Source organism: Variovorax atrisoli 110B (assembly GCF_000382045.1).
Taxonomy (GTDB): Bacteria; Pseudomonadota; Gammaproteobacteria; order Burkholderiales; family Burkholderiaceae_C; genus Variovorax; species Variovorax atrisoli.
The window spans coordinates 279,598-292,413 of record NZ_KB907450.1 but is presented as its reverse complement, the minus strand read 5'-3'; the positions used below and the strand labels follow the sequence as shown (position 1 = coordinate 292,413).

At 68.9% G+C, this 12,816-nt stretch carries 14 protein-coding genes; 9 read left to right on the top strand and 5 right to left on the bottom strand.

Going from position 1 to position 12,816, the window contains the following annotated elements; translation table 11 throughout:
* The first annotated feature begins 52 nt into the window (after nt 1–52).
* Together G369_RS0101380 and G369_RS0101375 are read left to right on the top strand one after the other, a co-directional pair.
* The gene (locus G369_RS0101380; RefSeq protein ID WP_019652183.1) at nt 53–583 is read left to right on the top strand and encodes a tripartite tricarboxylate transporter TctB family protein; all 531 of its coding nucleotides are present in this window, start codon (nt 53–55) and stop codon (nt 581–583) included.
* Between the two features lie 4 nt (nt 584–587).
* On the top strand, nt 588–2,156 hold the full coding sequence (locus G369_RS0101375) for a tripartite tricarboxylate transporter permease (protein ID WP_019652182.1): 1,569 nt from the start codon (nt 588–590) through the stop codon (nt 2,154–2,156).
* A 78-nt stretch (nt 2,157–2,234) separates the two neighbouring features.
* Here the strand turns inward: G369_RS0101375 and G369_RS0101370 are convergent, their stop codons facing one another.
* The 4 genes from G369_RS0101370 to G369_RS0101355 all read right to left on the bottom strand — a co-directional run bounded on the left by G369_RS0101370 (nt 2,235) and on the right by G369_RS0101355 (nt 5,209).
* Complete coding sequence (locus tag G369_RS0101370; RefSeq protein WP_019652181.1) at nt 2,235–3,158, bottom strand: pirin family protein; 924 nt, start codon at nt 3,156–3,158, stop codon at nt 2,235–2,237.
* A 151-nt stretch (nt 3,159–3,309) separates the two neighbouring features.
* Nucleotides 3,310–3,861 (bottom strand): flavodoxin family protein, encoded by a 552-nt coding sequence (locus G369_RS0101365; RefSeq protein ID WP_019652180.1) that lies wholly within the window; start codon nt 3,859–3,861, stop codon nt 3,310–3,312.
* Between the two features lie 139 nt (nt 3,862–4,000).
* Nucleotides 4,001–4,420: a DoxX family protein gene (locus G369_RS0101360; RefSeq protein WP_019652179.1), complete on the bottom strand. Its 420-nt coding sequence runs from the start codon at nt 4,418–4,420 to the stop codon at nt 4,001–4,003.
* Nucleotides 4,421–4,507: 87 nt separating this feature from the next.
* Nucleotides 4,508–5,209 (bottom strand): pirin family protein, encoded by a 702-nt coding sequence (locus G369_RS0101355; protein WP_019652178.1) that lies wholly within the window; start codon nt 5,207–5,209, stop codon nt 4,508–4,510.
* A 161-nt stretch (nt 5,210–5,370) separates the two neighbouring features.
* Here G369_RS0101355 and G369_RS0101350 point away from each other — a divergent pair, with 161 nt between their 5' ends.
* The 6 genes from G369_RS0101350 (at nt 5,371) to G369_RS0101325 (ending at nt 10,301) form a co-directional block, all read left to right on the top strand.
* Nucleotides 5,371–6,324, top strand: a complete 954-nt coding sequence (locus G369_RS0101350) for a LysR substrate-binding domain-containing protein (RefSeq protein ID WP_019652177.1) — start codon at nt 5,371–5,373, stop codon at nt 6,322–6,324.
* A 149-nt stretch (nt 6,325–6,473) separates the two neighbouring features.
* The gene (locus tag G369_RS0101345) at nt 6,474–7,601 is read left to right on the top strand and encodes an NAD(P)/FAD-dependent oxidoreductase (RefSeq protein WP_019652176.1); all 1,128 of its coding nucleotides are present in this window, start codon (nt 6,474–6,476) and stop codon (nt 7,599–7,601) included.
* 10 nt (nt 7,602–7,611) lie between these two features.
* Nucleotides 7,612–8,574 (top strand): tRNA glutamyl-Q(34) synthetase GluQRS, encoded by a 963-nt coding sequence (gene gluQRS / locus G369_RS0101340; RefSeq protein ID WP_019652175.1) that lies wholly within the window; start codon nt 7,612–7,614, stop codon nt 8,572–8,574.
* The gene (gene trmB / locus G369_RS0101335; protein WP_019652174.1) at nt 8,574–9,329 is read left to right on the top strand and encodes a tRNA (guanosine(46)-N7)-methyltransferase TrmB; all 756 of its coding nucleotides are present in this window, start codon (nt 8,574–8,576) and stop codon (nt 9,327–9,329) included. Before gluQRS ends, trmB begins: the two co-directional genes overlap by 1 nt.
* A gap of 70 nt (nt 9,330–9,399) precedes the next feature.
* A complete protein-coding gene (locus G369_RS0101330) occupies nt 9,400–9,855 on the top strand; it encodes a helix-turn-helix transcriptional regulator (RefSeq protein WP_019652173.1) in 456 nt (151 codons plus the stop codon).
* A 35-nt stretch (nt 9,856–9,890) separates the two neighbouring features.
* Nucleotides 9,891–10,301, top strand: a complete 411-nt coding sequence (locus G369_RS0101325) for a VOC family protein (RefSeq protein WP_019652172.1) — start codon at nt 9,891–9,893, stop codon at nt 10,299–10,301.
* Nucleotides 10,302–10,602: 301 nt separating this feature from the next.
* Here G369_RS0101325 and G369_RS39320 read toward each other — a convergent pair whose 3' ends face one another.
* Nucleotides 10,603–10,905, bottom strand: a complete 303-nt coding sequence (locus G369_RS39320; RefSeq protein WP_244164267.1) for a hypothetical protein — start codon at nt 10,903–10,905, stop codon at nt 10,603–10,605.
* 116 nt (nt 10,906–11,021) lie between these two features.
* On the opposite strand from G369_RS39320, the gene G369_RS35270 reads away from it, so the two are divergent.
* Nucleotides 11,022–12,770, top strand: coding sequence for an ATP-binding cassette domain-containing protein (locus tag G369_RS35270; protein ID WP_019652170.1), 1,749 nt, complete (start codon nt 11,022–11,024; stop codon nt 12,768–12,770).
* The last annotated feature ends 46 nt before the right edge of the window (nt 12,771–12,816 follow it).

Sequence of the window (12,816 nt, the reverse complement as noted above, 5' to 3'; positions counted from 1 at the left end):
GGACTGAAAGCCCCGCTTCCTAGACTGCGCTCCTTCCAGATGAAGGAGACATATGCAGCACCAGCTCGGTGAAGAAACGGCCTCGCACGCGCCCCGGCCCGCTTCGAAATTCAAGAAGGACTACTACGGCGGCGCCCTGCTGATCGTCGTCGGGCTGGCAGCCGTCTATGCCGGCGTCGGCTACCGCGTGGGCGAGCTCGCGCACATGGGGCCGGGCTTCTTTCCTGTCGCCCTCGGCGCGCTGCTGGCACTGACCGGCCTGCTGATCGCGGTGTCCGCACGCGGCGACAAGTCCGGCGGCGACGCGAGCGAGGAAGCGGCCTCGCACGGCCACCCGGGCGGCATGCCCGACCTGCGCGGCGGCATCTGCATCATCCTCGGCATCCTCGCCTTCCTGCTCTTCGGCGAATACGGCGGACTGCTGCCTGCGACCTTCGCGATCGTGTTCATCTCGGCGCTCGGGGACCGCGACAACACGCTGACCGAGGCACTGCTGCTCTCGCTTGCGATGTGCTTCATCGCGGTGGTCGTGTTCTGGTGGGCGCTGAAGCTGCAGCTGCCCCTCTTCCAGTGGGGAGGCTGAAGCCATGATCGGTCAATCGCTCCACGACCTCTGGTACGGCTTCGGCGTGGCCTTCCAGGGCTCGAACCTGATGTGGTCCTTCTTCGGCGTGCTGGTGGGCAACCTCATCGGCGTGCTGCCGGGCATGGGCGCGCTGCAGGCCATCTCGATCCTGCTGCCGCTCACCTACGTGATGCATCCGGTGCCGGCCATCCTGATGCTGGCCGGCATCTTCTACGGCTCGCAGTACGGCGGCGCCATCGGCGCCATCCTGATGAACATGCCCTCGCATCCGCCGCACGCGGTGACCTGTCTCGACGGGTATCCGATGACCAAGCAGGGCAAGGGAGGCGTCGCGCTGGGCGTGACGATGATCGCCTCCTTCTTCGCGGCCTCCGTCGGCATCATCGTGATGATCTTCGCCTCGCCGCTGCTGGTGCAGATCGCGTTCAAGTTCGGCCCGACCGAGATCTTCTCGATCATGCTGCTGGGCCTGCTGGCCGGCTCCACCATGTCGCGCGGCTCGCCGCTCAAGGGCGTGGCGATGACGCTCTTCGGCCTGCTGTGCGGCGTGGTCGGCACCGACGTGAACAGCGGCAGCTTCCGCTTCGCCTTCGGCCTGCCGGAGCTGAGCGACGGCCTCGAACTGGTGGCGATCTCGATGGGCCTGTTCGGCGTGGCCGACTTCCTGCTGAACGTGAACCGCATGAAGGCCATCGGCGACACCGGCACGCTCAAGCTCAGCGACATGCGCCCGAGCAAGGAAGAGCTCAAGCGCGCCTTCCCCGCGATGATCCGCGGCACGCTGGTGGGCACGGTGTTCGGCGCGATGCCCGGCACGGGCCCGACCATCACCACCTTCATCGCCTACGCGCTGGAGCGCAAGGTGTCGAAGACGCCCAACAAGTTCGGCACCGGCATGATCGAAGGCGTGGCCGGCCCCGAGGCCTCGGCCCACTCGAAGACGCAGGTCGACTTCATACCGACGATGAGCCTGGGCATTCCCGGCGACGCGGTGATGGCGCTGATCCTCGGTGCGCTGCTGATCCAGGGCATCCAGCCCGGTCCGCAGCTCATCACCGAGCACCCGGACATCTTCTGGGGCCTGATCGCCTCGTTCTGGATCGGCAACGTGATCCTCGTGATCCTGAACGTCCCGATGATCGGCGTGTGGGTGAAGCTCCTGAAGGTGCCCTACAAGTACCTGTTCCCGGCCGCGATGTTCTTCATTGCGACCGGCGTGTACAGCACGCAGAACAGCCTCTTCCAGATCTGGGAGGTGCTGGTGTTCGGCATCGTCGGCGCGGTGCTGATGACGCTGGAGTTCTCGGTCGCGCCGATCCTGCTGGGCTTCGTGCTCGGGCCGATGGTGGAGGAGAACTTCCGCCGCGCGCTGCTGCTGTCGCGCGGCGACATGTCGGTGTTCGTGACGCGGCCGATCAGCGCCACCTTCATCGGCTTGTGCGCGCTGCTGCTGCTGGGCGTGAGCTACTCCGCATGGCGCGGCCGCGGCAGCCGCAAGGCCGTGCTCGAGCTGCCGAAGGCGCCCGAGGGCGCACCGCCTGCAGAGAGCCTGACGATCGGCGGCAAGTAGGCAGCCCGGCAGGAAAACGAAAGGCCCGCATCGCGGGCCTTTCTTCTTTGGCGTTTACCTGCGCATGCCTGCCGAGGCTCAGACCGGCGTGGTGCCCGTATCGGGCTCGCGCACGCCGAAGGGCTTGCCGGGCAGCGGGATGAACTCGGTCTCGCCCGGCACATGGCCCATGCGTTGCGCTGCCCAGTCGGCGCCGGCTTCGAGGATGCGCTCGCGGCTGCTGGAGACGAAGTTCCAGGTGATGTAGCGCGGGCCGTCCAGCGGCTCGCCGCCGATCACCACGAGGCGCACGGCGGCGTCGGCCGTAATGGTGCCGCCCTGCCCGTGCGGCAGCACGGCCATGGTGTGGACCTCGACCGGCTCGCCGTTCACCGCGAGGTCGGCATCGACCGCGTAGACGGCCAGCTCGGGCGCCAGCGCGGGCAGCTCGAAGCGCCCGCCTGCCGGCAGCGCGATGTCGAGGTACACGGTCTGCGAAAGCGTCTTCACCGGCGAGCGGGCGCCGAAGGCCTCGCCCACCAGAACGCGCACCGCCGCGCCCTGCTGCGTCAGTTCGGGAATCGCGTCGGCCGGGGTGTGCTCGAAGCTGGGCTCGATTTCTTCATGCGCCTGCGGCAGCGCGGCCCACAGCTGCAGGCCGTGGTTCACGTAGGTGTCGGCCTTCAGGCGCTCGGGCTTGCGCTCGGAGTGCACGATGCCGCGGCCGGCGGTCATCCAGTTGATGGCGCCCGGCAGGATCTCCTGCACGCTGCCGAGGCTGTCGCGATGCATCATCGCGCCCTTGAAGAGATAGGTGACCGTCGAGAGGCCGATGTGCGGGTGCGGACGCACGTCGTGCTCGCTGCCCGGCTGCTCGGTGGCCGGGCCGAAGTGGTCGAAGAACACGAACGGACCGACCGAGCGCTGCTGCGCAGCGGGCAGCAGCCTTCTCACCTTGAAGCCGCCTCCGAGGTCCTTGTCGTGCGGCTTGAGCAGTCGGGTTTCGGGGGTGGCGTCGGTCATCGTGTTTCTCCGTGAGTGATTGATCGGCTTCGTTCGTCGCATCCAGTTCGCGGAACACCGCGCAACCGGCGTTGCCGGCCCGCCGGTGCTGCCCCCCCCTGCGAGGGGGCTGGCGCAGCGTCACGAAGTGCGCGAAGCCAGGGGGCGAGTTCTAGCCCCGCGATCTTGCCACCGTGGCGATGCGCTCGCCGAAGGCGCGGGCGGTGTCGAAGTCGCCCTTGGACATCTCGGCCGGGCTGGCGTCCGAAGGTGCCTGCGTCAGCAGGCCGCCGTAGCCGCCCACGTAGTTCAACGAGTCGCGCGTGGCCGCCTTGTTGTTGCTCGGCAGGATGCCCATGCTGACCCAGATGCCGCTGTGCTGCATCGCCAGCGTCCACAAGTAGTTCAGGGTCGTGACCTTGTCCCCGTTCATGGTGGCGCTGTTGGTGAAGCCGGCGAAGAGCTTGTCCTTCCAGCCCTGCGTGAACCAGACCTTCGACGAGGCGTCGGCGAACTTCTTGAACTGCCAGCTCACGCCGCCCATGTAGGTCGGCGAGCCGAAGACGATCGCGTCGGCCGCGGCCAGCAGCTCCCAGCCGCCTTCGGGCAGGTTGCCGTCCGCGTCGATGGCGAGCAGCTGCGCGCCCGCGCCGTCGGCGACGGCCTGCGCCACGCGTTGCGTGTGGCCGTAGCCGGAATGGAAGACGACGACGATGTTTGCCATTTTTGGAACTCCTGAATGAGAAAGGAAGGGAGGCTGTCTCTTCGCGGAACACCGAGGAACCGGCTCTGCCGGGCCTCAGGTGTGCCCCCGGCGAGGGGGCGGCGAAGCGACACGAAGTGCGCGAAGCCTGGGGGAAAGCTTACTTTTTATCGATGCTGAAGCGGCCGGGACCGAAGGCGGCGAGCGCGAGCAGGCCGCCGGCGATGGCGATGTTCTTGTTGAAGTTGATCTGCTGCATCATCTTCATCGCATCGGGTGCCGACCAGTACTTGTGGAAGAACAGCGCGGTCGCGATGCTGAAGATCGCCATCACGATCGCGGTCCAGCGGGTCTTGAAGCCCAGCAGCAGCGCGATGCCCAGGCCCAGCTCCACGATGATCGCGATGACCGCGCCCACCTCGGGCAGCGGCAGGCCGACGGACGTGATGTAGCCGACGGTGCCGCTGAAGCCCATGAGCTTGCCGATGCCGGCCGGAATGAACAGGTAGGCGATCAGGATGCGGCCGATGAGGGCCAGCGTGTCCTGCGCGGGGTTGGGTGCGGTGTTTGCGGTTGCCATGGTTGAGAACTCCTCGGTTGTTGACTGGACTGGAAAAAAGACACGGGTGAAAAAAAGCCGGGCGGCCAGCGCCCGGCAAGGGGGAGATCAGGCGGCCAGGTCGAACACCAGCACTTCGGCGTCCTTGCCGCCGGCCAGCGTCACCTGCGATTCGCCTTCGAGCATCGCGGCGTCGCCGCCGGAGAGCTTCTGGCCGTTCACTTCGAGCTCGCCGCGCACCAGGTGCACGTAGCTCTTGCGCTTCGGGTCGAGCGAGAGGCTGGCCTTCTCGTCGCCGTCGAAGAGACCGGCGTACAGGCTCGCATCGGCATTCACCTTCACCGAGCCTTCGCTGCCTTCGGGCGATGCCACCAGGCGCAGCTTGCCGCGCTTCTCGTCGTCGCTGAACTTCTTCTGCTCGTAGCCGGGCTCGATGCCGCGCTCCTTCGGCAGGATCCAGATCTGCAGGAAGTGCGTGGTCTGGTCGGCCTTGTGGTTGAACTCGCTGTGCATCACGCCGCGGCCCGCGCTCATGCGCTGGACGTCGCCGGGGGGAATGCTCTCCACGTTGCCCATGCTGTCCTTGTGCGCCAGTTCGCCCGAGAGCACGTAGCTGATGATCTCCATGTCCTTGTGGCCGTGGGTGCCGAATCCGGCGCCTGCCGCCACGCGGTCCTCGTTGATCACGCGCAGGTTGCCGAAGCCCATGTGGGCCGGGTCGTAGTAGTTGGCGAAGGAAAAGCTGTGGAAGGAGCGCAGCCAGCCATGGTCGGCATAACCGCGTTCCTGTGATTTACGGACTTGCAACATCGTCTGACTCCTTCTGCCCTGCCCTGTGGGGGGTGTGCGGGCCTTCTTCGTATGCCGCGCCGGATGCGCAGCGGATGTGAAGAATTTTGGGTCTCGGCACCCGCTCGAAAGACGCCGCGGTTTGATGGCACCATTCAAATATTTTGATCAATGGAACCCCCATGCCCAGCCCCAGAGACGTGCTGACCCCCGACGCCCTTGCCATGCTCCAGGCGGTGGCCGCCACCGGCAGCTTCGCCGCCGCCGCCCGTGCCCTGAACCTCGTGCCCAGCGCACTGAGCTACCGGGTGCGCCAGATCGAGGACGCCCTCGACGTGCTGCTGTTCGACCGCAGCACCCGCCAGGCACGGATGACCGAGGCCGGCGCCGAGCTGTTACGCGAGGCCGAGCGGCTGCTCGGCGAGATCGACGCGGTGGCCAACCGGGTGAAGCGCGTGGCCACCGGCTGGGAGGCGATGCTGACCATCTCGGTCGACAGCGTGATCGCCCGCGACCCGCTGCTCGACCTGGCCACCGCCTTCTTCGCGCTGGAGCCGCCTACCCGGCTGAAACTGCGCGACGAGACCCTGCTGGGCACCATCGAGGCACTGACCACGGGCGAAGCCGACCTCGCCATCGGCGCGGTGCTCGATGCCGCGAGCCTGGCCTTCAGCGCCACCGGCATCCGCAGCCGACTCATCGGCGAGCTGTGCTTCGTCTATGCGGTGGCGCCGCACCACCCGCTCGCACGCGAAACCCAGCCGCTGACCGATGCCGTGATGCGCCGGCATCGCGCAGTGGCGGCGGCCGATTCGGCGCGCCATGGGCCCAGCATGACGGTGAACCTGGTCGGTGGACAGGACGTGCTCACCGTGCCGAGCATGCAGGCCAAGATCGCGGCGCAGTTGCACGGGCTGGGCGGTGGATTCCTGCCTGAGCCGATGGCGCGGCCGTACATCGAGGCCGGGCATCTTGTCGAGCTGAAGACGGAGCGCAAGCCGCCACTGGGATCGCTGCACTGCGCATGGCGGGTGCCGAGCGCCGGCAAGCCGGGGCGCGCGCTCGAATGGTGGCTCGCGCAGTTCGAGCACGAAGGCACGCGGCGCGCGCTGCTGGAGCGCCATCGGGGCCGATGACGCAGCCGCGCTCCATCGACGGGGCCGACGAGTATTGCCGAGGATCGCGCGGCGCCGCTAAGGGTGTGCCCTCAGGCGGAGCGGCTGCCGGACCGATGTAGAGTGCAGACACATCCATCCGCATTCCGTCCAGAAGAAAAGAGCCGTTCATGAGCACTCGCGCAACTGCAAGGAAACCGGCCAAGGCCGCCGCCGACCGTCACCGAACCCCGCCAGCCCCTAAACAGCCCAAACAGCCCGCCCAGCCCCGCCACTTCGCCGTCATAGGCGCCGGCATCGCCGGGGTGGCCTGCGCGCGGACGCTGGTGCAGGCCGGCCACAAGGTCACGCTGTTCGAGCGCAACGACGCCCCCGGCGGGCGCATGGCGAGCGTGGACACCGCCTTCGGCCGCTTCGACAGCGGCGCCCAGTACTTCACCGTGCGCGATCCGCGCTTTGCCCTGGCGCTGGAGAACACCCCCGGCGTGTGCAAGCGCTGGAGCGCCAACCTCGTGCGCGTGCTCGACGCACACGGCCGCGTGGCCGAGGCTGCGCTGCCTTCTCTCGAGCCGCACTGGGTGGCCCAGCCCGGCATGGATTCGCTGGTCGCCCGCTGGGCGGAGCCGCTGGGCGACAGCCTCGTCACCGGCGCGCGCGTCACGCAGATCGAGCCCGATGCGCTCGACGCGAAGCGCTGGCAACTGCGCACCGCCGGTGCCGACGATTCGCAGCACGTCTATTCGGGCTTCGACGCCGTGCTGCTCGCGGTGCCGCCCTCCGCTGCCCGTGCCCTGCTGGGCGACGGCGGCAAGCTCTCGGCCACGCTGGCCCGCAAGATCGCCCCCGTGCGCATCGCGCCCTGCTGGACGCTGATGATCGCCTACCCCCAGGCCAACCAGCCCAACATGTCCCACCTGGGCCCGCAGTGGAACGCGGCCCGCAGCACGCACCACCGCGTCGCCTGGCTGGCGCGCGAATCGTCCAAGCCCGGGCGCGAGCCGGTCGAGCGCTGGACGCTGCAGGCCAGCGCCGCCTGGTCGGAGGAACATCTGCGCGACGCACCCTCGCGCGTGGAAGCCAAGCTGCTGCGCGCCTTCGCCGAGATCACCGGCATCTACGCCACGCCCGCGCATGCGCAGGCGACCCGCTGGGACGAAGCCCAGACCCAGGTGCCCGTGGGCACCACCCACCTGTGGGACGCCAAGGCTCGCATCGGCGTCGCGGGCGACTGGTGCACTGGCCACCGTGTGGAGGAAGCCTTCCTCTCGGGACTGTCGCTCGCGCTCGACGTGATCTGACCGGGCCGCGATGAGGGAGACCGGCCGCTTCGCGCCATCGCCCACCGGAGCGCTGCACGCGGGCTCGCTGGTGGCCGCGCTCGCGAGCTGGCTCGACGTTCGCGCGCGCGGCCCGCAGGCACGCTGGCTGGTGCGCATCGAAGACGCCGACACCGAGCGCTGCCTGCCCGGCATGGGCGAGCACATCCTCCAGCAGCTGGCCGCCTGCGCCCTGCTGCCCGACGAGCCGCCCGTGTGGCAGACCCGGCGCACCGACCGTTACGAGGCCGCCCTGGAGCGGCTGAAGGCGCGCGGCCTCGCCTACCCCTGCGGCTGCTCACGCAAGGACATCAGCGAAGCGCTCGCCAGGCTGGGCCAGCGGCACGAACGCCACGGCGAACGCGTGTACCCCGGCACCTGCCGCGACGGGCTGCACGGCAAACCCGCGCGCGCCTGGCGCTTCGCCACCGAGAAATTCGAGGCCGACCTTCCGCCCACGCCCGGCGTACCCTGGGAGGAAGACGCCGGCGATGCGACCACTGGCGGCGAACTCTGCTTCACCGACCGCCGCCTCGGCCGCCAGTGCCAGAACGTGAGCCGCGAGGTCGGCGACTTCGTGTTGCGCCGCGCCGACGGCCCGTGGGCCTACCAGCTCGCGGTGGTGGTCGACGACGCCGAACAGGGCGTGACCGACGTGGTGCGCGGCGAGGACCTCGTGGACAACACCGCGCGCCAGATCCTTCTGCAGCGCGCGCTGGGCTTTCCCACGCCAAGCTACCTTCATACGCCGCTGGTGCGCGGCGCCGACGGCGACAAGCTCTCCAAGCAGAACGGCGCGACCTCCATCGACACCCGCTCCCCGGCCGCCGCGCTGGCCGCGCTCGACGCCGCGGCGCGCGTGCTGGGCCTGAGCCCTTCCACGGCCACCGACTGCCCTGCGGCGCTGGCCGGCTGGGTGCCCGAATGGCGTGCTCTCTACAATTCGCGCCCGTGATGAATCTTTCCGATACCGTGTCCAACGACCTTCCGCCGGGCCATGACGAGGGTGCCGACGATGGCGCCGACAAGCCCCATCCGCTGCACCGCCGCCTCAAGAGCTTCGTCAAGCGCGGCGGCCGCACCACCGAGGGCCAGGCGCGCGCCTTCTCCGAGCTGGGGCCGCTGTTCCTCGTGCCCTACAAGCCCGAGCCGATCGACCTGACCGCCACCTTCGGCGGCCGCGCCGGCCCGACGGTGCTGGAGATCGGCTTCGGCATGGGCGAGGCCACCGCGCACATCGCGACAGTGCTGCCCGACACCAATTTCTTCTGCTGCGAAGTGCACGAGCCCGGCGTGGGCGCGCTGCTCAAGCGCATCGGCGAGCAGCAGCTGTCGAACATCCGCATCTGCGCGCACGACGCGGTCGACGTGCTCGACCACATGCTGCAGCCCGGCACCCTGGCCGGCGTGCACGTATTCTTTCCCGACCCGTGGCACAAGAAGCGCCACAACAAGCGCCGGCTGATCCAGCCCGGGTTCGTGACCAAGCTCGCGCAGCACCTGCGCCCCGGCGGCTACATCCACTGCGCGACCGACTGGCAGCCCTACGCCGAGCAGATGCTCGAGGTGCTCTCGGCCGAGCCGCTGCTGCGCAACACCGCAGAGGGTTACGCGCCCAAGCCCGACTACCGGCCGCTGACCAAGTTCGAGAACCGCGGCATCAAGCTGGGCCACGGCGTGTGGGACCTGGTGTTCGAGCGCAAGGGCTGACGCCGTCGCATCGGCCCGAGCGGGCCTTGCCGGATTGAGCCTGCCGCCGCGGCATGGCACGATCCCGCGGATGACCAGCAACAAGACTGACGCAGAGCAGCTCCATCTGCGCGACCTCGCCCGGCTGCGCCGGGTTCGCGACCGCATCGACCGCGAGTACGCGCAGCCGCTGGACGTCGAGGCCCTCGCCTTCGGCGTGCACATGTCGGCAGGCCACCTCAGCCGCCAGTTCAAGCTCGCGTATGGCGAGGCGCCCTATTCCTACCTGATGACGCGGCGCATCGAGCGCGCGATGGCGCTGCTGCGCCGGGGCGACCTGAGCGTCACCGAGGTTTGCTTCGAGGTCGGGTGCTCGTCGCTGGGCACCTTCAGCACGCGCTTCACCGAGCTGGTGGGCATGTCGCCCAGCGCCTACCGCCGCGAGGCCGCCATGCAGACCGACGGCATGCCGCCGTGCGTGGCGAAGCAGGTCACGCGACCGATCAGGAATCGAGAAGCGCCGGCCCCGCGGTCGAACCTAGACTGAGCGCTCCTCGACAACGACACACCGGAGCGACCACGATGAACATCAGCATCCACGCGAGTTTTCTGCCGCACAACGACCCCGAGGCCTCGCTCGCCTTCTACCGCGACCTGCTCGGCTTCGAGGTCCGCAATGACGTGGGATACGGCGGCATGCGCTGGATCACCGTCGGCCCCGCGGGCCAGCCCGGGGTTTCCATCGTGCTTTCGCCGCCGGCCGCCTACCCCGGCATCACCGACGACGAGCGCCGCACCATCGCCGAGATGATGGCCAAGGGCACCTACGCCGCCATCCTGCTGGCCACGCCCGACCTCGAAGGCACCTTCGCGAAGCTGCAGGCCAGCGACACCGAGATCGTCCAGGAGCCGACCGACCAGCCCTACGGCGTTCGCGACTGCGCGGTGCGCGACCCCGCGGGCAGCCTGATCCGCATCCAGCAGTTGGGCTGAGGCGGAGAGACGGACCGATGAGCACCAAGGCGACGAAGAAGACGACCACGGCCGCAAAGACAGCCGCGAAGACAGCAACAAAGACGACAGCGAGGGCGGCGGCGCCTGCGAAGGCGCAAGACGCCGCCGACAGCCACGACATGATCCGCGTGCACGGCGCGCGCGAGAACAACCTCAAGGACATCAGCATCGAGATCCCGAAGCGCAGGCTGACGGTGTTCACCGGCGTCTCGGGCTCGGGCAAGAGCTCGCTGGTGTTCGGCACCATCGCGGCCGAGTCGCAGCGGCTGATCAACGAGACCTACAGCGCCTTCGTGCAGGGCTTCATGCCCACGCTGGCGCGGCCGGACGTGGACGTGCTCGACGGCCTGACCACCGCGATCATCGTCGACCAGCAGCGCCTGGGCGCCGACCCGCGCTCGACCGTGGGCACGGTCACCGACGCCAACGCGATGCTGCGCATCCTGTTCAGCCGCCTGGGCAAGCCGCACATCGGGCCGCCCGGCGCCTTCGCCTTCAACGTGCCTTCGGTCAGCGCGGCGGGTGCGATCACCGTGGAACGCGGCGCGAAGACGAAGACGGTGAAGGAAAGCTTCAACCGCATCGGCGGCATGTGCCCGCGCTGCGAGGGGCGTGGCGCGGTCACCGACTTCGACCTCGCCGAGCTCTACGACGACGGCAAGTCGCTCAACGAAGGCGCTCAAGATCCCCGGCTACAGCATGGAAGGCTGGTACGGGCGCATCTTCCGCGGCTGCGGCTTCTTCGACGCGGACAAGCCGATCCGCAAGTTCACCAGGAACGAGCTGCACGACCTGCTCTACAAGGAGCCGACGAAGATCAAGGTGGACGGCATCAACCTGACCTTCGCGGGGCTGATCCCGACGATCCAGAAATCATTCCTGTCGAAGGACGTGGAAGCGATGCAGCCGCACGTGCGCGCCTTCGTGGAGCGCGTGGTGACGTTCTCCACCTGCCCCGAATGCGAGGGTACGCGGCTCGCGGCGCCGGCGCGCTCGTCGAAGATCAGGGGCGTCAACATCGCCGACGCCTGCGCGATGCAGATCAGCGACCTCGCCGAGTGGGTGCGCGGCCTGAAGGAGCCCTCGGTGGCGCCGCTGCTGCAGGCGCTGGCGGCGAGCCTCGATTCCTTCGTGGAGATCGGCCTGGGCTACCTCTCGCTGGACCGGCCCTCGGGCACGCTGTCGGGCGGCGAGGCGCAGCGCACGAAGATGATCCGCCATCTCGGCTCCTCGCTCACCGACGTGACCTACGTGTTCGACGAGCCTACCACCGGCCTGCATCCGCACGACATCCAGCGCATGAACGAGCTGCTGCTGCGGCTGCGCGACAAGGGCAACACGGTGCTGGTGGTCGAGCACAAGCCGGAGGTCATCGCCATCGCGGACCACGTCGTCGACCTCGGCCCGGGCGCGGGCTCGGCCGGCGGCAGCGTTTGCTTCGAGGGCAGCGTCGAGGGGCTGCGCGGCAGCGGCACGGTCACGGGGCGGCACCTGGACGACCGGGCGACGCTGAAGAAGAAGGTTCGCAAGCCGACCGGCAAGCTCGAGATACGCGGCGCGACGACGCACAACCTGCGCAAGGTGAACGTCGACATTCCGCTCGGCGTGCTCGCCGTGGTCACCGGCGTGGCTGGCTCGGGCAAGAGCTCGCTGGTGCACGGCTCCATTCCGGCCGGCGCGGGCGTGGTGAGCATCGACCAGAGCACCATCCGCGGCTCGCGGCGCAGCAACCCGGCCACCTACACCGGGCTGCTCGACCCGATCCGGAACGCCTTCGCGAAGGCCAACGGCGTGAAGCCGGCTCTCTTCAGCGCCAACTCCGAAGGCGCCTGCCCCACCTGCAACGGCGCGGGCGTGATCTACACCGACCTCGCGATGATGGCCGGCGTGGCAACCCCCTGCGAGGAATGCGGCGGCAAGCGCTTCCAGGCCTCGGTGCTGGAGTACCGCTTCGGCGGGCGCGACATCGCCGAGGTGCTGGCGATGCCGGTGGACGAGGCCCTTGCCTTCTTCGGCGAAGGCGAGGCGCGCACGCCGGCCGCGCACGCCATCCTGCAGCGGCTGGCCGACGTGGGACTGGGCTACCTGCGGCTCGGGCAGCCGCTCACCACGCTGTCGGGCGGCGAGCGCCAGCGGCTCAAGCTGGCCACGCAGATGGCCGAGAAAGGCGACGTCTACGTGCTCGACGAGCCCACCGCCGGCCTGCACCTGGCCGACGTGGCGCAGCTGCTGGGCCTGCTCGACCGGCTGGTGGATTCGGGCAAGTCGGTCATCGTGGTCGAGCACCACCAGGCCGTGATGGCGCATGCCGACTGGATCATCGACCTCGGCCCCGGCGCGGGGCACGAGGGCGGGCGCGTCGTCTTCGAGGGAACGCCGGCGGACCTCGTCGCCAAGCGCTCGACACTCACAGGCAGGCATCTCGCAGGCTACGTGAAGGGAGACTGATCGAAGCCCCTTCAGCGGGCATGCCAGCCTTCCACCCTGGCCCTGA